The organism is Novosphingobium sp., assembly GCF_039595395.1.
GTDB lineage: Bacteria > Pseudomonadota > Alphaproteobacteria > Sphingomonadales > Sphingomonadaceae > Novosphingobium.
The window spans coordinates 843,984-865,068 of the sequence record NZ_JBCNLP010000001.1 but is presented as its reverse complement, the minus strand read 5'-3'; the positions used below and the strand labels follow the sequence as shown (position 1 = coordinate 865,068).

The 21,085-nt window shown below is 65.9% G+C and carries 22 protein-coding genes; 10 read left to right on the top strand and 12 right to left on the bottom strand.

The genetic code is table 11. The features are described from left to right. Window position 1: 1 nt before the first annotated feature. The 10 genes from mraY to ABDW49_RS04015 all read right to left on the bottom strand — a co-directional run bounded on the left by mraY (window position 2) and on the right by ABDW49_RS04015 (window position 10,399). Window positions 2-1,072: a phospho-N-acetylmuramoyl-pentapeptide-transferase gene (mraY, locus tag ABDW49_RS04060; RefSeq protein WP_343609918.1), complete on the bottom strand. Its 1,071-nt coding sequence runs from the start codon at window positions 1,070-1,072 to the stop codon at window positions 2-4. Between the two features lie 19 nt (window positions 1,073-1,091). Beyond that, window positions 1,092-2,573: a UDP-N-acetylmuramoyl-tripeptide--D-alanyl-D-alanine ligase gene (murF, locus tag ABDW49_RS04055; RefSeq protein WP_343614124.1), complete on the bottom strand. Its 1,482-nt coding sequence runs from the start codon at window positions 2,571-2,573 to the stop codon at window positions 1,092-1,094. A gap of 4 nt (window positions 2,574-2,577) precedes the next feature. After that, window positions 2,578-4,125 (bottom strand): UDP-N-acetylmuramoyl-L-alanyl-D-glutamate--2,6-diaminopimelate ligase, encoded by a 1,548-nt coding sequence (locus ABDW49_RS04050; protein ID WP_343609917.1) that lies wholly within the window; start codon window positions 4,123-4,125, stop codon window positions 2,578-2,580. Continuing rightward, entirely contained in the window at window positions 4,122-6,020 is a 1,899-nt protein-coding gene (locus tag ABDW49_RS04045; RefSeq protein WP_343609915.1) for a penicillin-binding protein 2, read from the bottom strand. Before ABDW49_RS04045 ends, ABDW49_RS04050 begins: the two co-directional genes overlap by 4 nt. Window positions 6,021-6,026: 6 nt before the next feature. Then, a complete protein-coding gene (locus tag ABDW49_RS04040; protein ID WP_343609913.1) occupies window positions 6,027-6,542 on the bottom strand; it encodes a hypothetical protein in 516 nt (171 codons plus the stop codon). Next, entirely contained in the window at window positions 6,539-7,516 is a 978-nt protein-coding gene (gene rsmH, locus ABDW49_RS04035; protein WP_343609911.1) for a 16S rRNA (cytosine(1402)-N(4))-methyltransferase RsmH, read from the bottom strand. The genes ABDW49_RS04040 and rsmH overlap by 4 nt, the downstream gene beginning before the upstream one ends. Continuing rightward, a complete protein-coding gene (locus ABDW49_RS04030; RefSeq protein WP_343609910.1) occupies window positions 7,513-8,001 on the bottom strand; it encodes a division/cell wall cluster transcriptional repressor MraZ in 489 nt (162 codons plus the stop codon). Before ABDW49_RS04030 ends, rsmH begins: the two co-directional genes overlap by 4 nt. A 573-nt stretch (window positions 8,002-8,574) precedes the next feature. After that, window positions 8,575-8,958 carry a hypothetical protein gene (locus tag ABDW49_RS04025; RefSeq protein WP_343609908.1) on the bottom strand — a complete coding sequence of 128 codons (384 nt, stop codon included), beginning with the start codon at window positions 8,956-8,958 and terminating at the stop codon, window positions 8,575-8,577. A gap of 18 nt (window positions 8,959-8,976) precedes the next feature. Beyond that, entirely contained in the window at window positions 8,977-9,996 is a 1,020-nt protein-coding gene (locus tag ABDW49_RS04020) for a cysteine synthase A (RefSeq protein WP_343614122.1), read from the bottom strand. 85 nt (window positions 9,997-10,081) lie between these two features. Then, the gene (locus ABDW49_RS04015) at window positions 10,082-10,399 is read right to left on the bottom strand and encodes a 2Fe-2S iron-sulfur cluster-binding protein (RefSeq protein WP_343609907.1); all 318 of its coding nucleotides are present in this window, start codon (window positions 10,397-10,399) and stop codon (window positions 10,082-10,084) included. 150 nt (window positions 10,400-10,549) lie between these two features. Between ABDW49_RS04015 and ABDW49_RS04010 the strand changes: the two genes are divergently transcribed. The 3 genes from ABDW49_RS04010 to ABDW49_RS04000 all read left to right on the top strand — a co-directional run bounded on the left by ABDW49_RS04010 (window position 10,550) and on the right by ABDW49_RS04000 (window position 12,735). Beyond that, window positions 10,550-11,167, top strand: a complete 618-nt coding sequence (locus ABDW49_RS04010; protein ID WP_343609905.1) for a DNA-3-methyladenine glycosylase 2 family protein — start codon at window positions 10,550-10,552, stop codon at window positions 11,165-11,167. 294 nt (window positions 11,168-11,461) lie between these two features. Then, on the top strand, window positions 11,462-12,070 hold the full coding sequence (ccmA, locus tag ABDW49_RS04005) for a heme ABC exporter ATP-binding protein CcmA (RefSeq protein ID WP_343609903.1): 609 nt from the start codon (window positions 11,462-11,464) through the stop codon (window positions 12,068-12,070). Next, complete coding sequence (locus tag ABDW49_RS04000) at window positions 12,067-12,735, top strand: heme exporter protein CcmB (protein ID WP_343609902.1); 669 nt, start codon at window positions 12,067-12,069, stop codon at window positions 12,733-12,735. The genes ccmA and ABDW49_RS04000 overlap by 4 nt, the downstream gene beginning before the upstream one ends. 231 nt (window positions 12,736-12,966) lie before the next feature. Here the strand turns inward: ABDW49_RS04000 and map are convergent, their stop codons facing one another. Continuing rightward, window positions 12,967-13,791, bottom strand: a complete 825-nt coding sequence (gene map, locus ABDW49_RS03995) for a type I methionyl aminopeptidase (protein WP_343609901.1) — start codon at window positions 13,789-13,791, stop codon at window positions 12,967-12,969. 48 nt (window positions 13,792-13,839) lie between these two features. Next, entirely contained in the window at window positions 13,840-14,601 is a 762-nt protein-coding gene (locus ABDW49_RS03990; RefSeq protein ID WP_343609900.1) for a DUF4163 domain-containing protein, read from the bottom strand. Window positions 14,602-14,670: 69 nt separating this feature from the next. Here ABDW49_RS03990 and ABDW49_RS03985 point away from each other — a divergent pair, with 69 nt between their 5' ends. From ABDW49_RS03985 to ABDW49_RS03955, 7 genes are all read left to right on the top strand, one after another. Beyond that, a complete protein-coding gene (locus tag ABDW49_RS03985) occupies window positions 14,671-16,098 on the top strand; it encodes a leucyl aminopeptidase family protein (RefSeq protein ID WP_343609899.1) in 1,428 nt (475 codons plus the stop codon). Window positions 16,099-16,299: 201 nt separating this feature from the next. Next, on the top strand, window positions 16,300-16,635 hold the full coding sequence (locus ABDW49_RS03980) for an SH3 domain-containing protein (RefSeq protein ID WP_343609898.1): 336 nt from the start codon (window positions 16,300-16,302) through the stop codon (window positions 16,633-16,635). Further along, window positions 16,632-17,558: an N-acetyl-gamma-glutamyl-phosphate reductase gene (gene argC, locus ABDW49_RS03975; RefSeq protein WP_343609897.1), complete on the top strand. Its 927-nt coding sequence runs from the start codon at window positions 16,632-16,634 to the stop codon at window positions 17,556-17,558. The genes ABDW49_RS03980 and argC overlap by 4 nt, the downstream gene beginning before the upstream one ends. Window positions 17,559-18,169: 611 nt before the next feature. Beyond that, on the top strand, window positions 18,170-18,508 hold the full coding sequence (locus ABDW49_RS03970) for a P-II family nitrogen regulator (protein ID WP_068090633.1): 339 nt from the start codon (window positions 18,170-18,172) through the stop codon (window positions 18,506-18,508). A gap of 156 nt (window positions 18,509-18,664) precedes the next feature. Then, the gene (gene glnA / locus ABDW49_RS03965; RefSeq protein WP_343609895.1) at window positions 18,665-20,074 is read left to right on the top strand and encodes a type I glutamate--ammonia ligase; all 1,410 of its coding nucleotides are present in this window, start codon (window positions 18,665-18,667) and stop codon (window positions 20,072-20,074) included. A gap of 190 nt (window positions 20,075-20,264) precedes the next feature. Further along, complete coding sequence (locus tag ABDW49_RS03960; protein WP_343609894.1) at window positions 20,265-20,423, top strand: DUF5670 family protein; 159 nt, start codon at window positions 20,265-20,267, stop codon at window positions 20,421-20,423. Window positions 20,424-20,501: 78 nt separating this feature from the next. Further along, a complete protein-coding gene (locus ABDW49_RS03955) occupies window positions 20,502-20,996 on the top strand; it encodes a lysozyme (RefSeq protein WP_343609892.1) in 495 nt (164 codons plus the stop codon). The last annotated feature ends 89 nt before the right edge of the window (window positions 20,997-21,085 follow it).

Sequence of the window (21,085 nt, the reverse complement as noted above, 5' to 3'; positions counted from 1 at the left end):
CTCACCGCAGCTTCAGCGTGGAGAGGCCGATCAGCGCCAGCACGATCGACACGATCCAGAAGCGGATCACCACGGTGGATTCGGCCCAGCCCTTCTGCTCGAAGTGGTGGTGGATCGGCGCCATGCGGAAGATGCGGCGCCCGGTGCGCTTGTAGAAGAACACCTGAATGATGACGCTGGCCGCCTCCATCACGAAGAGCCCGCCGATGATCGCCAGCACGATCTCGTGATGCGCGGCCACCGCGATGGCACCCAAGGCTCCGCCCAGCGCCAGCGAACCGGTGTCGCCCATAAAGACGGCGGCGGGCGGCGCGTTGAACCACAGGAACCCAAGGCCAGCGCCCATGATCCCGGCGCAGAGGATCGCCAGCTCACCGGCGCGCGGCACATGGGGAATGCCCAGATAATGGGTGTAGTCCACGCGGCCCGTCAGATAGGCGATGATCGCGAAGGCGCCCGCCGCGATGATGACCGGCATGGTGGCCAGACCATCCAGACCGTCGGTCAGATTCACCGCATTGCCCGCCCCCACGATCACAAAGGCCGCGAAGGGGTAATAGGCATAGCTGAGCGGAATATAGGTGTTGGGCAGGAAGGGCACATAGAGGTTGGTGCCGGTGTGCTGCACGATGATCCATGTCGCCACGCCCGCCACGGCGAATTCCGCGATCAGGCGCACCTTACTGGAGACGCCCTTGGTGCTGCGCTTGGTCACCTTGTCGTAATCGTCGAGGAAGCCGATCACGCCGAAACCGATGGTCACGGCAAGGCAGGCCCAGACGAAGGGATCGGTCAGGTCCATCCACAGCAGCATCGAGGCCACCAGCGAGATCAGGATCATCAACCCGCCCATGGTCGGCGTGCCACGCTTGGCCAGATGGCTCTGCGGGCCGTCTTCACGGATGGGCTGGCCCTTGCCCTGCTTGGCGCGCAGCATGGTGATGAAGCGCGGGCCGATGATCAGGCCGATGATCAGCGCGGTCATCAGTGCGGCACCGGCGCGGAACGTCTGGTAACGCACCAGATTGGCAAGGCCCGCAAAATGGAACCACTGGGCGATGAAGTAGAGCATGGGCGTTCAGTATCGTCCGTTAAGCAGAAGGCGCGAGCAAGCTGGAAACCAGCTTGCCCAGACCGACAGAATTGGATCCCTTGACCAGCAGGGCGTCGCCATCGGCCAGCCCGAAGGCGGCCAGACGGGCAATCGCCTCATCGGCGGTCTGGCAATGGGTGAAGGGGATGGGCTTGCCAAGCGCGCCCTGGCCGGATGTCCCCAGTTCCTCGGCCAGCGCCGCCATTTCCGGGCCGACCAGCAAAGCGAAATCCACCTTGGCCTCGGCAATCGGCGCCAGAAGCTGGGCATGGAGCGCCGGGCCGAAATCGCCCAGCTCCTTCATGGCGCCCAGCACGGCGATGCGGCGCTTGGCCTTCTCCGCGCCCAGCACCGCCAGCGTCGAGCGCATCGAGGCCGGATTGGCGTTGTAGCTTTCATCCATCAGCAGCGCAGTGCCGCCGTCCTTGGTGGTGATCTCCACACGCGCGCCGCGCCCGGCCAGCCCTTCCAGCTCGGCCATGGCCAGACCTGCCGCACCGAAATCGGCGCCCACGGCGCGGACCACCGCCATCACCGCCAGCGAGTTGATGACCCAATGCTCACCGGGCGAGGCCACGGTGTAGCACAGGCGAATGTCGCCCAGATCGGCGGTGACCAGCGAGCCACCGCTGCGCCCGCCCAGCCCCGGCGAGGCCAACGCATCGAGCAGCCGCACATCGGCGTGCGCCGCGCGACCAAACGAAAGCACCTTCGCGCCCTTGGCCAGAGCCGCTGCCTTCAAACGTTCGAAATAGGGGCTGTCGGCGGGGATGACGGCGGTGCCGCCCTCGACCAGACCCTCGAAAATTTCCGCCTTGGCGTCGGCAATCGCCTCTTCCGAGCCCAGATTCTCGATATGGGCGGGGGCGATGTTGGTGATGACCGCGACATGCGGCTTCACCTGCGCCGTCAGATCCGAGATTTCCCCGGCATGGTTCATCCCCATCTCGAAGATACCATAGAGCGTGCGCGCGGGCATCCGCGACAGGCTGAGCGGCACGCCGACATGGTTGTTGTAGCTTTTCACCGAGCGATGCGCCCCGCCCCGGCTGGTGCGATCCAGAGCGGCGTAGATCGCCTCCTTCACGCTGGTCTTGCCGACCGAGCCGGTGACGCCGATGATGCGCGCCTCGGGCAGGACGCGGGCACGCGCGGCGGCGCCCAAAGCCTGAAGCGCGGCAAAGCTGTCCTTCACCAGCACATGGGGAGCATCGACGGGATGCTCAGCCACGACCAGGCTGGCGCCGCGCGTCATGGCGGTGGGGATGAAACGGTGGCCATCCATCGCCTCGCCGCGCATGGCGAAGAACAGACCGCCCTCGCCGATCTCACGCGAGTCGGTCGCCACATTGGCGATGAAGCAGTCTTCCTGCGTGGTGCCGCCGATGGCCTTCGCGACGCTGGCGGCATCCCACAGGGCGGTCGGCAGAGCGTCCACCGGGTCTTCGGGCCAGTCCATGATGCGGGCCTTTTTCGTCATCATCTTACTCCTGCGCCCCCGCTGCCTGTCCAACCCCGGCCTGTCCGGTCCCGGCCTGTCCAGCATATTCGCGCGCCACACTCACATCGTCGAAAGGCAGCACACGCATTGCATCGCCGCGCCCCACGATCTGGCCTTGCTCATGTCCCTTGCCCGCAATCAAGACGATATCCCCTGCCTCGGCCAGAGATATCCCCCGCGCAATGGCCTCACGCCGGTCACCGATCTCATACACCTCAGCGAGCGGCGCATCCATGCCCGCCAGCACGGCGGCGCGGATCGCGGCAGGATCTTCGCCGCGCGGGTTGTCGTCGGTGACGATGGCAATGTCGGCGTGATCGGCGGCGATGCGGCCCATGGCGGGGCGCTTGCCCTCATCGCGGTCGCCGCCAGCGCCGAAGATCACGATCAACTGGCCATGCACATGCGGACGCAGCGCGGCAATCGCGGCTTCCAGCGCATCGGGCGTATGGGCATAATCGACATAGACGGGCGCCCCGGCGCGGTTGAGCCCGGCGCGCTCCAGCCGCCCGCGCACCGGCTGCAGGCGCGAGAGGCCATCGAAGACCTGCGCCGCGCCAATGCCGCTGGCCAGCGCCAAGCCGGCGGAGACCAGCGCATTGGCGGCCTGATAGGCGCCGATCAGCGGCAGGTTGACGGTTTTGGTGGCGCCGTCATGCTCGATCACAAGCTGCTGGCCCAGCAGGCCCGGCGTGCGGCTGACAAGGCGCAGCGTCTCACCCTGCTGGCCCACGGTGACGGGGCGCAGGCCGCGCTGCTTCGCCACGACGATGGCCCGGTCCGACCATTCGTCATCCGCCCAGATCACCGCCGCGCCGCCATCCTCGACCACTTGCGTGAAGAGGCGCATCTTGGCGGCGAAATAATCCTCCATATCGGCGTGATAATCGAGATGGTCGCGGCTGAGATTGGTGAAACCGCCAGCGACAACGCGCGGCCCTTCATTGCGATATTGCGAGAGGCCGTGGCTGGAGGCCTCATAGGCGACATGGGTCACGCCCTCACGGGCCAGCCCGGCCAGATTGGCAAGGAAGGTGACGATGTCCGGCGTGGTCAGCCCGGTATAGGTCGTTTCCTGAGGCGTGGTGACGCCCAGCGTGCCGATGCTGGCCGCCGGATGCCCCGCCATGCGCCAAAGCTGCCGCGTCATCTCCACGCAGGAGGTCTTGCCGTTGGTGCCCGTCACCGCCACCAGCGTCTCGGGCACCGGCTGATAGAAGCCCGCGGCGAGTTGGGCGAAAGCCAGGCGCGGTTCATCGGCAGCGATATGGATCGCGCCTTCCACCTTCGCCTCGGGGCGCGCCACCACAGCGACGGCACCGGCCGCGACGGCGGCGGGGATAAAGTCCTCGCCATTGACGCGCAGGCCAGGAAAAGCCCCGAACACATTCCCCGGCGCAACCTTCCGGTTATCGATGGCAAAGCCGGTGATGTTCACATCACCGGAAGCGGCAAAACCGGTGACGTTCGCGTCACCGGTTTCCCGCAAGCCATCAAGTCCCGCCAGCGCGGCCAGGGCAGCCAGCTTCATTCGCCTTCTCCATTCGCGATCAGCGGGGCGATGTCGGAAATATCGATATCGCGGGTCTCGTCAGGCATCACCCCCAGCAGGGGCCCGATCTTGGGGATCAGGCGGCCCACGATCGGCGCGGCGTTCCATGCCGCCGTGCGCTGATAGGAGGTGGCGGCATTGCGCTGCGGCTCGTCCAGCGTGGAGATCACCACATAGCGCGGCTTGTCCATCGGGAAGGCCGCGGCGAAGGTCGTCACCACCTTGTCCTTGTGATAGCCATGGGCGTCCGAACGCTCGGCGGTGCCGGTCTTGCCGCCGATGCGATAGCCCGCGGCATTGGCGCTGCGCCCCGTGCCGTTCGACACGATGGCGCGCAGCAACTGGCGGATGCGCGCACTGGTGCTGGCCTTCCAGATGCGGCGGCCTTCGGGGATGTGGTTGGGATCCAGCTTGAAGAGCGTGGCCGGGCGCCACACGCCGCCATTGACCAGCGCGGCATAGGCGCAGGCCAGATGCAGTTCGGTGATCGAGATGCCATGGCCATAGGCAACGGTGGTGTTGCTGACCCGCGTCCACAGCCCGTGCGAATCCGGGCGCGGCCAGATGGGGGCACCGCGCGCGGGCAGCTCGATATGCGGACGCTCGCCAAAGCCCAGGCGATGGAAGGTATCCATCATGCGCTGCGGGCCGATTTGGTCGCCCAACTGCGCCAGCACGATGTTCGAGGAATGGATCAGCGCCTCGGGAATGTTCAGCGAAGCGCCGAAATTCGCGTCGTCATGCACAAGGTGGCCGCCCACCTCGCGCTGGCCGCCCGCCGGATAGCGCGTGGCCATATCGCGCAGCACGCCATTGTCGATGGCGACGGCCACGGTGATCGGCTTGATCACGCTGCCCAGCTCGAAGGGCTGGCTGGAGATCAGGTTGAAGGTATGCTTGGCGCCCTCGGCGTCGATGGCATTGGGGTTGAAGGCGGGCAGCGAGGCCAGAGCCACCACCTCGCCCGTGTCCACATCCATCACGATGCCCGCCGCGCTGCGGGCCTGAGCGCGCGCCAGACCCCATGCAAGGTCTGCCTCCAGAGCGCCCTGCACGCGCGCATCGATGGAGAGCTGCATCGGCGTGCCGCGCTGCGCCGGATCGGTCAGGCGCTGGTCATAGACCTTCTCCAGCCCGACCTGGCCGTGGCCATTGTTGTCAACGAAACCAAGGATATGGGCGCCCATCGATCCTTGCGGATAGTAACGCTCATTCTCGCGCGGGAATTCCAGCGCGGGTTCGCCCAGCGCGTGGACGCGGTTCGCCTCATCCGGCAGGATGCGGCGGCGCAGATAGCCGGGCTCGCCGCTGGAGAGGCGCTTGGTCAGCGCATCGACATCCTCATCGGGGAAGATGCGGACCAGCGCCTGCGCCACTTCCTTCGGGCTGCGCACCAGAGCGCTTTCGCCATTCTTGCCCTCACCCGTGCCCAGCGCCTTGGGGTTGAACCACAGGGCATAGGCGGGGAAAGCCCGCGCCAGCGACATGCCGTTGCGGTCGATGATCTCGGCCCGGCGCGACGTGTAGGCGCTGCTCGGCACATCGCTGCGCCCGGTCTTGGTCAGGCCCAGATGGGCGATGCGGATTTCCGCGATCAGCGCGATCAGCGCAAAGCCGATCAGCACCAGCAGCGTGCGCCAGCGCGCCACCGTCAAGGCGCGCGAGCGCTGGTTGACCAGATCGACCCGGCTGGCCGAAATCACCGTATTGTGGCGCTGGCCGATGCCGATCACCGTGGCGCCGGGGCCATGGCGCATCGAGACGTTGCTGTTGACCGGAACGCCCAACGGCACATGCCCCAATGCGCGAACATTGGGGCGTGCCTTGGCCCGGCCTTCAGCGGCCTTCAGCTCGTCGAGAGGCCGTGTGGCCACCGCCCCTTACTCCGCGCGCTCGGCGCTGCGGGAGCCGACCTGCGAGAGACGATCCTCAAGCTGGCTGGCCCGCAAAGGCTTGCGCACCCCGTCGCGGGGTACCTCCCCCGCCACCGCCGAGCCGATGATCCGCCCGGCCAGCGGCCCCGCCGCCGAGACGATGCCGGGGCGCCCATCCGTATCGGCGCTGGCCACGCGGATCTGCGGCGGAGCGTCGGGCGAAGCGGCCTTGCCCAGCACGGCGAGCTGGCGCTCGTTTTCCAGATATTGCGCGGGCTTGGGCGCTTCGAGGCCGAAGTCCACATCGTTGAAGGCGGTGAGCTGCTGCTGGCTGGCGCGGGTCTGGAACTCGGTGTCGAGCAGCATCTTCTCGCGGTTCAGCTCGTTGATCTGGCGGTCGGCCAGACGCACTTCGCTCTTCACGGCATTTACCCGCACGGTCAGTGCCATCATCAGGGCAAAACAGATGGTCAGCGCCATACCCCAGCCGATGGTGTGCAGGCGGTCACGGGTCATGATCATGCGGACCTCCGAAGTCGCGCGGGAGTGGTGGTGCGGGTGGCGTGGCGCAGAGTGGCGGAGCGGGCACGCGGATTGCGGTCCAGCTCCTCCTGCGAGGGACGAATGGCCTTGGAAACCTTGGTGAAGACGGCGGGCGGTGCCTCGGCAGCGATGGGCACATAGCGCGAGGTGGCGGGCACATCGCCGCTGGCCGCCTTGAGGTACTGCTTGACCATGCGGTCTTCCAGACTGTGGAAGCTGACGATGGCCAGCTTGCCCTCGGGCGCCAGCAGGGCCTCGGCGGCGGAAAGAGCCGCTTCCAGCTCGCCCAGTTCGTCGTTCACATGGATGCGGATCGCCTGAAAGCTGCGCGTCGCCGGGTCCTTGGGCATATGCGGCTTGTGGCCCAGCGCGCGGCGGATCACGTTCGCCAGTTGCCCGGTCGTCTCGATGGGGCGCGCGCCGACGATAAAGCGCGCGACGCGGCGCGACTGGCGCTCCTCGCCATAGCGGAACAGCACGTCGGCGATTTCGCTTTCCTCGGCCGTGTTGACGAAATCGGCAGCGCTGGGGCCGTCCTGCTCCATGCGCATGTCGAGCGCGGCATCCATCGAGAAGCTGAAGCCACGCTCCGCCTGATCGAGCTGCATTGAGGAGACGCCGATGTCCAGCGTGACGCCATCGACCTGTTCCACGCCCGCCTCGCTCAGCGCTTCGGCCATTTCGGAGAAACGGCGCGGATGCAGGATCAGGCGCGGGTTCTCGCCCTGCGCCTCGGGCCACAGGCGGCCATTGCGGATCGCATCGGGGTCGCGATCGAAGGCATGCACCGTCGCGCCCGCCGCCAGCAGGGCGCGGGTGTAGCCGCCGGCGCCAAAGGTGCCATCGACCACCACGGCGCCGGGACGCGGCGCGAGGGCGGCAATCACCTCGGCGATCAGCACGGGAATATGCGGGGCGTCGGCGGGGGTGAGGGCGACAGGATCAAGGCTCATTTGCGTGCCCCCTCGGTCAGGCTGGCGCAGGCGGCCTGGGCGCTGGCCCATTGCGGGCCGTCCTGGCGGGCGAGCACTTCGGGCGACCACAGGGTGAAGAAGGGACCGGCACCCTGATAGTAGATGGCATCGCCAATCCCGCCCAGCGCGCGCAGGTGAGCGGGGATGATGAAGCGGCCCGAACCGTCGAAGCTGATTTCCGCACAGTCGAAGAGCTGGAAATAGCGCATGTCGCGGTCGAAGGGCTGGCTGGCGCGGGCGGCCATTTCTTCCTCGCGGTCGATCTGGGCCATCAACCCCTCGCGGCGCGAGAGACCATAGCCGATCAGGCAGTCCCATTTGTCATGCTTGGAGACCAGCAGCAGGCCCTTGCCCTCGCTCGATTCGGTGACCGTCTTGCGGAATGCGGCGGGCAGCACGAAGCGATCCTTGTCACCCTTCGGCGAGAAGCCCTGACCACTGTATATGACCGGCTTGCCAGTCACCCCGTCTCTTCCCCGTCGCTGAAACAGCCCCATGAGCGAAGGACAAGAAGCCACGATCCGGTGCGGCGCCCGATACGCCACCACCGACTGCCTTTCAGCAAAACGCCGTGAATCCCTGTCCCGATGATGGATACTTACCGTTTCGCGGGCGGGCAGGGAAGCCACATTGCGGGAATTTATGCCACCTTATACCCACGATATATCTATATAGTTGTTTTAGAAGGTATTTTTTTAGATTCGCACCCCAAGCATGCTAACCAAGAACTTACCGCTGGCCCGCGTAAACCAACCATCCTGACCCGATAACGTCCGAAAAACGCCATTTTACAAGGATGAACGCCATCATACCCGCATCTTCCCCTAAGCATATCGGGTCTTTCCCCAAGACTTCCCGCATTTTCCCGCGAAACGCCAAGCCATGTGATTCGCCTCCATGCGCATGCGATTCGCGCGCATGAAAAAGCGCCCCCGAGTCGTCTCAGGAGCGCCTGCGCGAAAACACGAAAGCCAGAGGCCCTCAGCCCCCGGCCAGTGAAAACATCAACAATCTGTCGGAGAAAACCGCGCCTGCGGTCAATGCCCGGCGGGATGAACCGCGCTATGAGCCTTGGCCGCGTCGGGCATCATGCTGATATCGGCCAGCGGATCGGTGTTGCCAGCAGCCCCGCCGCTGTTGGTCATCATCACCTTGTTGGAGGCAGCCATCGCCGCCTCGTTCGCCTTGGCGTGATCCATGATGATGTTGGCCAGCCCCACCAGCAGCAGCATCAGCGCCAGACCGAACAGGCCGACCTGCAGCCGCTGCATCGCCTGAGACCGCAATTCGCGTGGAGAAGAGGTCAGACCGAGCTGCGGTGTCACACCGTCCAGCGGGCCACCGGCCAGCGGAGTCCCCGCCAGAGCAGAGCCCGGAATGCCAGCGCCCGAAGCGATGGAGATGTGCGAACCGATGGTCATTAAACCTCTTTTACACCATCATGTCAGCCAGGGAAAGACCGGGAGTCCTTTCGCCTCCAGCCAGGCACGATTGAACAGAGTGGAGAGATAACGGAAACCGGTATCACACAGGATGGTTCCCACCCGCACGTCCTTGCGCCCCTGCGCCACCAACTGGCGACCAAGCGCCACAGCGCCCGCCACATTGATCCCGCTCGACAGGCCCAGCGCCAGACCTTCATCGGCCAGCAGCTTTTCGACCCAGACCAGACCCTCGGCATCCGAGATGCGGAACTGCGTGTCGATCGGCGCGCCATCCAGATTGGCGGTGATGCGGGCCTGACCGATGCCCTCGGCCACGGAGTTGCCCTCGGCCTTCAGCTCTCCGCAGGCGAAGTAATTGTACAGCGCCGCGCCATGCGGATCGGTGAGCGCGATGGTGATGTTCTCATCGAAGGCCTTCAGCCCCATGCCCGTACCCGCCAGCGTGCCGCCTGTGCCCGCCGCGCAGGTGAAGCCGTCGATGCGGCCTTCCATCTGCGCCCAGATTTCCGGCGCGGTCGATTCGATATGCGCCTTACGGTTGGCGATGTTGTCGAACTGGTTGGCCCAGATCGCGCCCTCCGTCTCCTCGGCCAGACGGCGCGAGGTGTGCACGAAATGACCCGGATTGCTGAAAGGCGCGGCCGGCACCAGCACCAGCTCGGCCCGCAATGCGCGCAGCGTGTCCATCTTCTCGCGCGATTGCGTCTCGGGCATGACGATGATCGTCTTGTAGCCCAGCGCATTGGCCACCAGCGCCAGACCGATGCCGGTGTTGCCCGCCGTGCCCTCGACAATCGTGCCGCCCGGCTTCAGCACGCCGCGCGCCTCGGCATCGCGCACGATCCACAAAGCGGCGCGATCCTTCACGCTCTGCCCCGGATTGGCGAATTCGCACTTGCCCCAGATCTCGCAGCCCGCCGCCTCGCTGGGGCCCTTCAGGAGCACCAGCGGCGTGTTGCCGATCAGATCGAGCGTGGAACGTTGAACGGGCGGAACGGGAGGCGTTGCAGTCATGGTGGCCATGGCTAGAAGCCCGCGCGGGCCAGCGCAAACGAATTGCGCTTTGCCCGGCTAAAGCATGACTGGGCCCCGGCGCTGATCAACCGTCCTGAGCGATGGTGACGCGCAGGCCGTCCAGAGCATCGGTAACAGGCACCTGGCACGACAGGCGCGAGGTGGCGTCGCGATGGTCGCTGCTGTCGAGCAGATCGTCCTCATCGGCGCTGATCGGCGGCAGCTTGTCGGCAAAGGTGGCATCGACATGCACATGGCAGGTCGCGCAGGAGCAGCAACCGCCGCACAGCGCCAGCAGCTCATCAAAGCCATTGTCGCGAATCGCCTCCATCAGCGTGGTGCCGACCTGGGCCTCCACGTCGCGCGCGTCCCCGCTCTGACTGACGATCGTGATCTTGGGCATGGTTGCAGACTTCCTCATGATAACGCTGCCGTCCTTGCGCAGGAAACAGCGCCGATATGGCATCGTGTTTCCCCGGCTGCTAAAGGCTGCCCCGTTCATTTGCAATGGCGGGCGCTATCGATCCCGTTATATGCCGTATAAGGAAAGATCATGGGGCTCAGCGCCGACGCCATACGCACCGGGCTGGACGCCATCGCCGCACAGGAACCCGGCATCGCCCGCGCCCTGACGCTTGTCGGCTATCCCGAGCCGCGCATCCGCAACCGGGGCTATGCCACCATGCTGCGCACCATCGTGGGCCAGCAGGTGAGCGTGGCCGCCGCCGCCTCGATGTGGAGCAAGCTGACGGGCACGCTGGGCGAGGATATCCCGCCCGACCTGCTGCTGGCCGCCGATTTCGACGCCTTGCGCGCCTGCGGACTGTCGCGCCAGAAGCAGTCCTACGCCCGGTCCCTGTGCGAGCTGGTGATCGCGGGCGAGGTCGATTTCGACGCCCTGCCCTCGGACGATGAAGAGGCTATCGCCCGCCTCACCCAGATCAAGGGCATCGGCCGCTGGTCCGCCGAGATCTACCTGCTGTTCGCCGAAGGCCGCGCGGATATCTGGCCCGCTGGCGATCTTGCGGTGCAGGTCGGGCTGGGGAAGTTGCTGGGTATGGACGAGCGCCCCAGCGAGAAGCTGACTCGCGAATTGGCGGAAGGCTGGCGGCCTTATCGCGGGGCGGCGGCGATTTTTACGTGGCATTGCTACAACAACGCTGCCTTGTAAGCAGGGTTGAAGAAGTGAATGCGAGGGCCATCGCCCTCGCGCTCCCTTTATTGTCTGCGTTGCGCTTCGGGTTCGGCCTTGCGCCCAGTTTGCTGCGCCGCAGGCAGTGAAGGATGGCACTGTGCTACAAATTTAAAGCCTGCGGCGCCTCAGGTGGAGAGTTCAGGCGCCACATTTCGGCCTCCCCTGCCCGCTCGCCGGAAGACGTCATGGGAGCGCGAGGGGGTAACCCCCTCGCATCTTTTCTTTTCTCTCCCCCTTCATGAACCGATTTCAATCCCCTATCGCCAGACGATGCAAACCGCCGCCCTTACCGCTTGGGACCTATGCTGCCGCCGAGGCGACCGCTGGCTGTTCCACGGCCTCGACCTGCGGCTGGAGCAAGGCGAGGCGCTGCATCTCACAGGCCCGAACGGCGCAGGCAAGACCTCGCTGATGCGCATGCTGGCGGGACTGCTACGCCCCTCCCCCAGCCTGCAACCGCGCGATGCGGCCAAGGCGGGGACTATCGCGTGGGAAGGCACGATCGCCCTGGCCGATGAACGCCCCGCGCTCGACCCCGCTCTGCCGCTGGGCAAGGCGCTGGACTTCTGGCGCGGTATTGATCGCGCCCGCGACCTGCCACTGGAAAGGCTGGGGCTGGACGGACTGCTGGATGTCCCGGTGCGCTACCTCTCGACCGGGCAGAAGAAGCGCGCCGCTCTGGCCCGCCTGATCGGCCAGAACGCCCAAAACTGGCTGCTGGACGAGCCGCTCAACGGGCTGGATGTCGCAGGCGTCGCCCTGATCGAGGAGCTGGTGACCCAGCATTGTGCCCAAGGCGGCAGCGCCATCGTCACCTCGCATCAGCCGATCCGCCTGCCCGGCGAAAAGCGGCTCGATATCGCGAATTACGCCCTGTGACCGGCGCCCTCCTCGCCATCCTGCGTCGTGACCTCGCCCGCCTGCTGCGCGGCGCCCAGGGCGGAGCACTGGGCAGCGGCATCGCTCTGCCGATCCTGTTCTTCCTCGCCGTCGCGATCATCTTCCCCTTCGCCGTCGGGCCGGACCCGCGCCTGCTCGCCCGCGTGGGCGGCGGGGTGATCTGGGTCGCCGCGCTGCTCGCCGCCATCCTCCCGCTCGACCGCCTTGTCGAGCCCGACATCGAGATGGGCTTCTTCGACCAATGGGCCCTGCGGGGCATCGCCGAGGAAGGCGTGATCGCCATGCGCGTCATCGCTCACTGGCTCAGCTTCGCCCCCGCGCTGATGCTGGCCGCCCTGCCCGCCGGAGCGCTGCTGGGGCTGGATGGAACGCAGCTTGGCATGGTCGAGCTGGGCCTGCTGGCGGGCACGCCGGGTCTGGCCGCGCTGGGCGTGATGGTCGCGGCGATCACGGCTGGGCTGAAGGGCGGCGCCGCGCTGGCCGGGCTACTGGTGATCCCTCTGGCCGTGCCGATCCTGATCTTCGGCGCGGGCGCTCTGGCCAGCGGCGGGGCGAGCGGGGTGGCCCTGTGCGGGGCGGTCAGTCTGGTGCTGGTGGCTTTGGCGCCTTTTGCCGGAGCCGGGGCGATCAGGGCTGGAAGGTAAGAAAAGAGAAATGCGAGGGCCATCGCCCTCGCGCTCCCTTTAGTGTCTGCGTAGGCGCTAAGGGTTCGGCCTTGCGCCCAGCTTGCCGCGCCGCAGGCAAGAATTTGATGCCTGCGGCGCCTTAGGTCACGCAGGTGGATAGTCTTGGCGCTCCGATGCGGCACCCCTGCCCTTTCGTCGGAAGACGTCATGGGAGCGCGAGGGGGTAACCCCCTCGCATCTTCCTAACCTTCAATAAGGCGGCTTATGCAACCCCTTGGGCGAGGTTGTGAAAATCTCGCACCCATCCGCCGTAATCCCCAGCGAATGCTCGAACTGCGCCGACAGCGACCGATCCCGCGTCACCGCCGTCCAGCCATCGTCCATCATCTTCACAGCGGGTTTGCCGAGGTTGATCATCGGCTCGATGGTGAAGAACATGCCCTCGCGCAGTTCGACGCCGGTGCCGGGGGTGCCCAGGTGCACCACCTCGGGCGCGTCATGGAACAGGCGGCCCAGGCCATGGCCGCAGAAGTCGCGCACCACGCCATAGCGGTGGCTCTCGGCGTGGCGCTGGATGGCGTGGCCGATGTCGCCCAGCGTCACGCCGGGGCGCGCCATCTCGACGCCGATCATCAGGCATTCGTAGGTCACCTCGACCAGGCGGCGCGCCTTGAGCGGCACGTCGCCGACGAGATACATGCGGCTGGTGTCGCCGTGCCAGCCGTCCTTGAGCAGGGTGACGTCGATGTTGATGATGTCGCCGTCTTTCAGCACGCGGTCGCCGGGGATGCCGTGGCAGATCACATTGTTGATCGAGGTGCAGCAGCTGTGCGCGTAACCGCGATAGCCCAGGGTTGCGGGCACCGCGCCGGCGTCCAGCGTCATCCGGCGCACGATGTCGTCGATCTGCCCGGTGGTGATGCCGGGCACCACGACGGGGGCCAGCGCATCGAGGATCTCGGCAGCGAGGCGACCGGCCTTGCGCATGCCTTCGAAGCCTTCGGGTCCGTGCAGCTTGATGGTGCCATCGCGCAGCGGAGTCGTGGCGGCATCGACATATTGGTAGCGGTTCATAATCCTGTCATAGCAAAGCCCGTCCCGGAACGCGAGCGCTACAAAAGCCTAACGCGACAGCGCAAACGCCCCGCGCCATGCCGGTTTCACGGCGGCCAGCACCTCGGGCGTCACCGGCAGGGTGATGTCGTAATCCCCCTCGGCATAGGGCCCGGCCTCATAGGGCGCGATGAGGATCCCGATGCGGGTGAAATGGGCGTGGTCGGCGCTGCCGAGAATGACCACCTCCTTCACCGGATCGATGCATTCGTCGAAGGGGTCGGTGCTGTCGGGGGCGACGGGTTCGCCGCGCCGCTCGGCGCGCTGCTTGTTCAGCGCCTCGCAGAAGGGCGCCTGAATGGCCTCCGAGAGGGCCGCCGTGTCGAACAGGTCGAGCGCCTTGACCCTGCGCCCGGTCTTCTTGTTCCACAGCAGCGCGGTGGGGCCGTGGTTGGGGTGAGCCCCGCCCGTAAACTCCTCCTCCATGCCCGACAGGCTGAGCCAGCCGGGCAAATCGGTCACCACCTGCCAGCCGGTGCTGGAATCATAGCTGATGTAGGTGGACTTGTCCTTGCGGGCTTCCTCGCGCGCGTCTCTGGCCTGCCCGGCGATGCTGCTGAGGTGATCGGCGGCATCCTTGTCCAGCCAGGCCTTGAGCGCGGGGATGCGTCCGGCGGCGGCGGGATATTCGTAATCGAAGCTGTAGAGCGGATTGGCGATGCTGATCGAGCGCCCCGGAGGCACGATTTTCGCCGGCGCTGCAACAGCCGCCGATGCAGCCAGACAGGCCAGAAGTCCGCCCATCGCCAGTGCCTGCCAGACCCGCATCATGCTTCTCCTGATCGCCGGATGGATGTGGCGGCTGGACTTGGCCACCCTCGCCCGGATAGAATGCGATACATGAGCAAACATGCCCCCGCCAGCCCCGCCGAGTCCGCCACGCCCGAACTGGTCCAGCCGGACCGTGGGCAGGCCGCGATCACGATCCATCTGATTGATAAGGCCGGGTTCGACGGCTGGCAGAAAAGCCTGACCGCCGCCCAGCGCGCAAGCCTGACCGGCGCGAAATTCAGGGGCGAGGCCGGTGCGCAGGCGATCATCCCCGATGGCGATGGCTGGGCCGTGGCGGCGGGCGTCGCCGATCTGAAGCTGCTCAAAAGCTGGTGCCTGGCAAAGCTGGCCGAAACGCTGCCCGCCGGGGCGTATCGGCTGGCGCTTCCCAAGGGCGCTGAAACCCGCGCGGCGCCTGCCTTTATCGGCTGGGCGCTGGGGCAATATCGCTTCGAGCGTTACCGCGCCGAGGCCAAGGCGGAAGGCCCGCGCATCCTGCTGACCGCCGAGGTGAAGCCCATCGCCGCCGCTCTGGCGCAGGCCGATGCGGTGTCGCTGGTGCGCGATCTGGTCAACACCGGCCCCGAGCATATGGGCCCCGCCGAGTTGGAGCATCAGGTGGAGCATCTGGCCCACCAGTTCCGCGCTCAGGTCCGGGTGACGCGCGGGGAGGTGCTGGAGCATGAGTACCCCTGCGTCCATATGGTGGGCCGCGCCGCCGCGCGCAGCCATGCCCCGCGCCTGATCGAGCTGGAATGGGGCGACGAAAAGGCCCCGCGTCTGGCGATCGTCGGCAAGGGCGTGTGCTTCGATTCGGGCGGTCTGGACATCAAGCCCGCCTCGGGCATGCTGCTGATGAAGAAGGATATGGGCGGCGCGGCCCATGCCATCGCCCTGGCGCGGCTGGTGATGCAGGCGGGGCTGAAGGTGCGGCTGCATCTGCTGATCCCGGCGGTGGAGAACGCCATCGCCGGCAATGCCTTCCGCCCCGGCGACGTGCTGAAAAGCCGCAAGGGCCTGACCATCGAGATCGGCAACACCGATGCCGAAGGGCGCCTGATCCTGGCCGATGCCCTCCACCGCGCCAGCGAGTTCAAGCCCGAGCTGATCCTCGATTTCGCCACGCTGACCGGCGCGGCGCGCGTGGCGCTCGGCCCCGACCTGCCCGCGTTGATGACGCGGCGGGACGAAACCGCTCAGGCGCTGATCGATGGCGGTCTGGCCAGCGATGACCACGTCTGGCGCCTGCCCCTGCCCGATGCCTATCGCGAATGGCTGAAGTCGGACATTGCCGATCTCAACAATTCGCCGTCGAACGGCTTTGCCGGAGCCAGCGTGGCCGGACTGTTCCTCGACCGCTTTGTGGGGGATGGTATCGACTGGGCCCATTTCGACACCTTCGCCTGGCGTCCCGCCGCCAAGCCCGGTCGTCCCAAGGGCGGCGAGGCGCTGGGCCTGCGCGCGGCATGGGCGATGCTGCAAAAGCGTTTTGGGTAGGGTAGGAGTCTCTTTGAAAATCCGGCGGAAGAGCCGGATTTTGCGGCACCGGCCCTCTCCCCCGCCCGGCCAGCCAGAGGATACCACCGTTGGGTAACCGGGTGGGGAAGAAGGCCGATGCCGCCATCAAACTTGCGAAAATCGCATCTTGCCGCTATGCGCCCCCGCTTTGACGGATCGGGGTTGGGCTCAGGCGTGTTGATGAAGACAGATGGCATTTATCTGGGCGCTAGCTTCGCCCTCTCGGGTCCGGTGGACAAGCTCGACGCGACGCGCCTGCCGGTGCGCGGCGATCTGGCGCATATCCGCCTGGCCGGAAAAGTCTTCGTGCCGCATTATGTCGCCCCCGTGCAGCATCGCGCCGGATCGCAAGGCGCCACGCTGATGAAGGCACCGGGCGGCGAGACGCTGGCCACGCTGGAGCCGGACGCCGGTTTCGACGTGCTCGACATCGCGGGCGGCCATGCCTGGGGTGAGGTGACAGGCGGTGGCGTCGTGGGCTATATCGCCCTGACCCAGTTGGAGAATCTTGCGTGACGCAGACTGTTTTCATCGACGGTGCCGCCGGCACCACTGGCCTGGAAATCGCCGACCGGCTGGGCGGACGCAGCGAGTTTTCGCTGATCATCCTCGATGATGCACGACGCAAGGATTCCGCAGCCCGCAAGGACGCGCTGCATGCCGCCGATTTCGCGGTGCTCTGCCTGCATGACGATGCCGCGATCGAGGCCGTCGCCATGGCGGAAGGCAGCAAGGTGCGGATCATCGATGCCTCCACCGCGCATCGCGTGGCCGCTGGCTGGACCTATGGCTTCCCAGAGATCGTCGGGCGCGAGGCCGTGGCCAATGCCACCCGCGTCGCCAATCCCGGCTGCTATCCCACGGGCTTTATCGCTCTGATCGCGCCGCTGGTGCGCGCCGGTCTGCTGCCCGCCGACTTCCCCTACACCGTCAATGCGGTTTCGGGCTATTCGGGCGGCGGCAAGGGGCTGATCGAGCGCTTCGAAGACGACACCGACATTGCCTTCCGCACCTATGGTCTGGCGCTGGGCCACAAGCATGTGCCCGAGATGACGCGCTATGCCGGGCTGGTGCATCCGCCTGTGTTCGCGCCCAGCGTGATCCCGGCGCATCGCGGCATGGTGGTCGAGGTGCCTTTGCCGCTCTACGCGATGCAGGGCGCGGGCTCGCCCGAGGCCTTGCGCGCCGCGCTGGTCGATTTCTATGCCGGCAGCCCGGTTGTGTCGGTCAACACCGATGACACGCCCGCCGAACTGCTGCTGCGCCGCTCGACCGCGCCCAGCGACAAGCTGGAGCTGTTCGTCTTCGGCGGCATGGAGGGTTCGCAGGCGCGTCTGGTCGCCGTGCTCGACAATCTGGGCAAGGGTGCCAGCGGTGCCGCCGTGCAGAGCCTGAACCTGATGGCCGGTCTGGATGAGGGCGCCGGTCTGGCGCTGTAAGTTTGGGCCATGTGCTGCCGCACATGGCCAGTGCGGCACCAGCCCTCTCCCCCGCCCGGCCACCCATATGATACTGCCGTTGGGTGGCCGGGCGGGGGAGAGGGCTGGTGCCGTGAAATCCGGCCTCGCCGGATTTCCAGACCGATGTAACCGGATTTACCATCTTCATGCATCATAAGGGGCCGGCGAAGTGATTCGCCGGCCTTTTGCATGCGGAAGGTGCAATAAGGCATGTGTTCACCCCCTCATGACGCCCAAAAAGCGGCCATGCACAAATTTGCGGCACACCCTGCCCGAAATTTGAACAGACCTGCCCAAACAGTGTCACCCCCCGGCCCCACCATCCCCAGCAATTCGCGATGAAGGGGCGATAAAGCCCGATTATCCGGTTTTCCTCAGCGCCGCTTTGCCCTATCCATTTGTTACCGGCCTTGGCACGAAACTTGATAGATCGTTACCGACATATCAGGTGCCAGGGTGAAGAGAGGCGCGGACTTCCGTCCTCTCGCCCGAGCCCGGAAATGCGAACCGGGTAAGGGTCGCTACCCATGCGGAGAGGCGGCGGGGCCGATGCCCTGCTGTCGCTGTGCTGAACAAAGGATGTTTCAGGCGTGAAAAAGATCGAGGCGATCATCAAGCCCTTCAAGCTCGACGAAGTGAAGGAAGCGCTTCACGAGGTCGGCGTTTCGGGCATCACCGTGACCGAGGCCAAGGGCTTTGGCCGCCAGAAGGGCCACACCGAGCTGTATCGCGGCGCCGAATATGTCGTGGACTTCCTGCCCAAGGTGAAGCTGGAAGTCGTCGTGGCCGACGCGCTGGCCGAACGCGTGGTCGAAGCCATCGCGGGCGCCGCGCAGACCGGCCGCATCGGCGACGGCAAGATCTTCGTCATGACCGTGGACAGCGCCCTGCGCATCCGCACCGGTGAGCGCGACGACGCCGCCATCTAACGGTTTCGCCGCCTCCGCGCCCGGCTAGGGGGCGCGGGGTCGGCTCTCCCGGCGCAGCAACCCGTCCTGGGGTCCGGGCTGATGCGCCACGCACTATGATTACCCCTTCATCCGCCGAGCCCTGCGCCGGCGGATCATCTTCGGAGAACAACGGTAATGGCTACTGCATCGGACATCCTTCAGCAGATCAAGGATGAGGAAATCGAGTGGGTCGATCTTCGCTTCACCGACCCCAAGGGCAAGTGGCAGCACCTGACCATGGTCGCCTCGGTCCTGGGTGAGGACGAGCTGGAAGATGGCCTGATGTTCGACGGTTCGTCGATCGAGGGCTGGAAGGCCATCAACGAGTCGGACATGATCCTCAAGCCCGACCTCAACGCGGTCTATGTCGATCCCTTCTCGGCCACCCCGATGCTGATCGTGGTCTGCGACATCGTCGAGCCCTCGACCGGTGAGCTCTACGCCCGCGATCCCCGCTCGACCGCCAAGCGCGCCGAAGCCTTCGTGCAGACCACCGGCATCGGCGACACCGTCTATGTCGGCCCCGAGGCCGAATTCTTCGTCTTCGACGACGTGCGCTTCTACGACGGCTACAACGGCAACGGCTTCTCGCTGGACGACATCGAGCTGCCCACCAACTCGAACAAGGCCTATGAAGGCGGCAACATGGCGCACCGTCCGCGCGCCAAGGGCGGCTATTTCCCCGTCGCCCCCGTCGACAGCCTGGTCGACATCCGCGGCGAAATGGTCTCGACCATGCTGGCCATGGGCCTGCCCTGCGACAAGCACCACCACGAAGTGGCCTCGGCTCAGCACGAGCTGGGTCTGACCTTCGGCACGCTGACGCAGACCGCCGACCGCATGCAGGTCTACAAGTATGTCGTGCATCAGGTTGCCCATGCCTATGGCAAGACGGCCACCTTCATGCCCAAGCCCATCAAGGCCGACAACGGCAGCGGCATGCACACCCACATCTCGATCTGGGACAAGGGCAACCCGCTGTTCGCCGGCAACGGCTATGCCGGTCTGTCGGACATGTGCCTGTACTTCATCGGCGGCGTCATCAAGCACGCCAAGGCCCTGAACGCCTTCACCAACCCCACCACCAACAGCTACAAGCGTCTGGTGCCGGGTTATGAAGCCCCCGTGCTGCTGGCCTATTCGGCCCGCAACCGTTCGGCCTCGTGCCGCATCCCTTACGGTGCCGGCACCAAGGCCAAGCGCGTGGAATTCCGCTTCCCCGACGCGATGGCCAACCCCTACCTGTGCTACTCGGCTCTGCTGATGGCCGGTCTGGACGGCATCAAGAACAAGATCCACCCCGGCGACGCCATGGACAAGAACCTGTACGACCTGCCCCCCGAGGAGCTGGCCGAGGTTCCCACCGTCTGCGGTTCGCTGCGTGAGGCTCTCGACGCCCTGAACGCCGACCACGACTTCCTGCTGGAAGGCGGCGTGTTCACCAAGGACCAGATCGAGTCCTACATCGAACTGAAGTGGCCCGAAGTGTTCCGTTGGGAAACGACCCCTTCGGCCGTCGAATTCGACATGTACTACAGCGCCTGATGAAACGTGCCGGGCGGCCTTCGCGCCGCCCGGTGCCTCATCGCTGCAGGATCAGCCCGGTGGGAGCCATGCTTCCGCCGGGCTTTTCTGTGCCCGCCGTTCCCGCCAAACATGCCGCGAAACACATGCGTGAAACATTCACCGCCCCTGCGCATTCCTGATCTCACAGGTTTCAAACAGGAGCACGCTCATGTTTCTCGGTCTTTTCGGTATCCTCGTCCTGGCGTGGCTGATCTCCTTCGTGGTGCTGCACGTCTCCAGCGCTCTTATTCACCTGCTGCTGCTTTTCGCGGTGGCGTCCTTCGTGATCCACCTCTTCACCGGCAACAAGCGCGACGCCTCAGCCTGACGCATCGCACGCGGGGCTGTCCTACGCCCCGCGTCCTGCGATAGATGGTGCTCTCCCCATCCCTCAGGGAGACACCCCATGGCTTCGTACCCCACTTCTTCGGCCCGCACGCTTGGCGCTGCGGGCCTTGCCCTGATCAAGCGCTTCGAAGGCTGCGCCCGCCGCCGCCCCGACGGCACCTTCGCCGCCTATCCCGACCCGGCCAGCGGCGGCGCGCCCTGGACCATCGGCTGGGGCTCGACCGGACCGGACATCACCCCCACCACCATCTGGACCCAGGCGCAATGCGACGCCCGCCTCCTGCGTGACGCCTCCGGTTTCGCCACACGCATCGACGGACTGCTGGGCCATGCCGCCACAGGGCAGAACCAGTTCGATGCGCTGGTGACGCTGGGCTACAACATCGGCATCCGCAATCTGGCCGGCTCGACGCTGCTGGCGAAGCATATCGCCGGGGATCATGCTGCGGCTCAGGCGCAGTTCGGGCGATGGAACCGGGCTGCAGGGCAGGTGATGTCCGGTTTGACCAAGCGGCGGGCGGCTGAGGCTGCGTTGTATGGGCAGAAGGAATAAGGGATAAAGCAGGGGGTGTTACACCCCCTGCACCCCCATGACGTCTTCCGACGAAACGACAGTTTTAAAACCACCCTCGCGCATAAAGG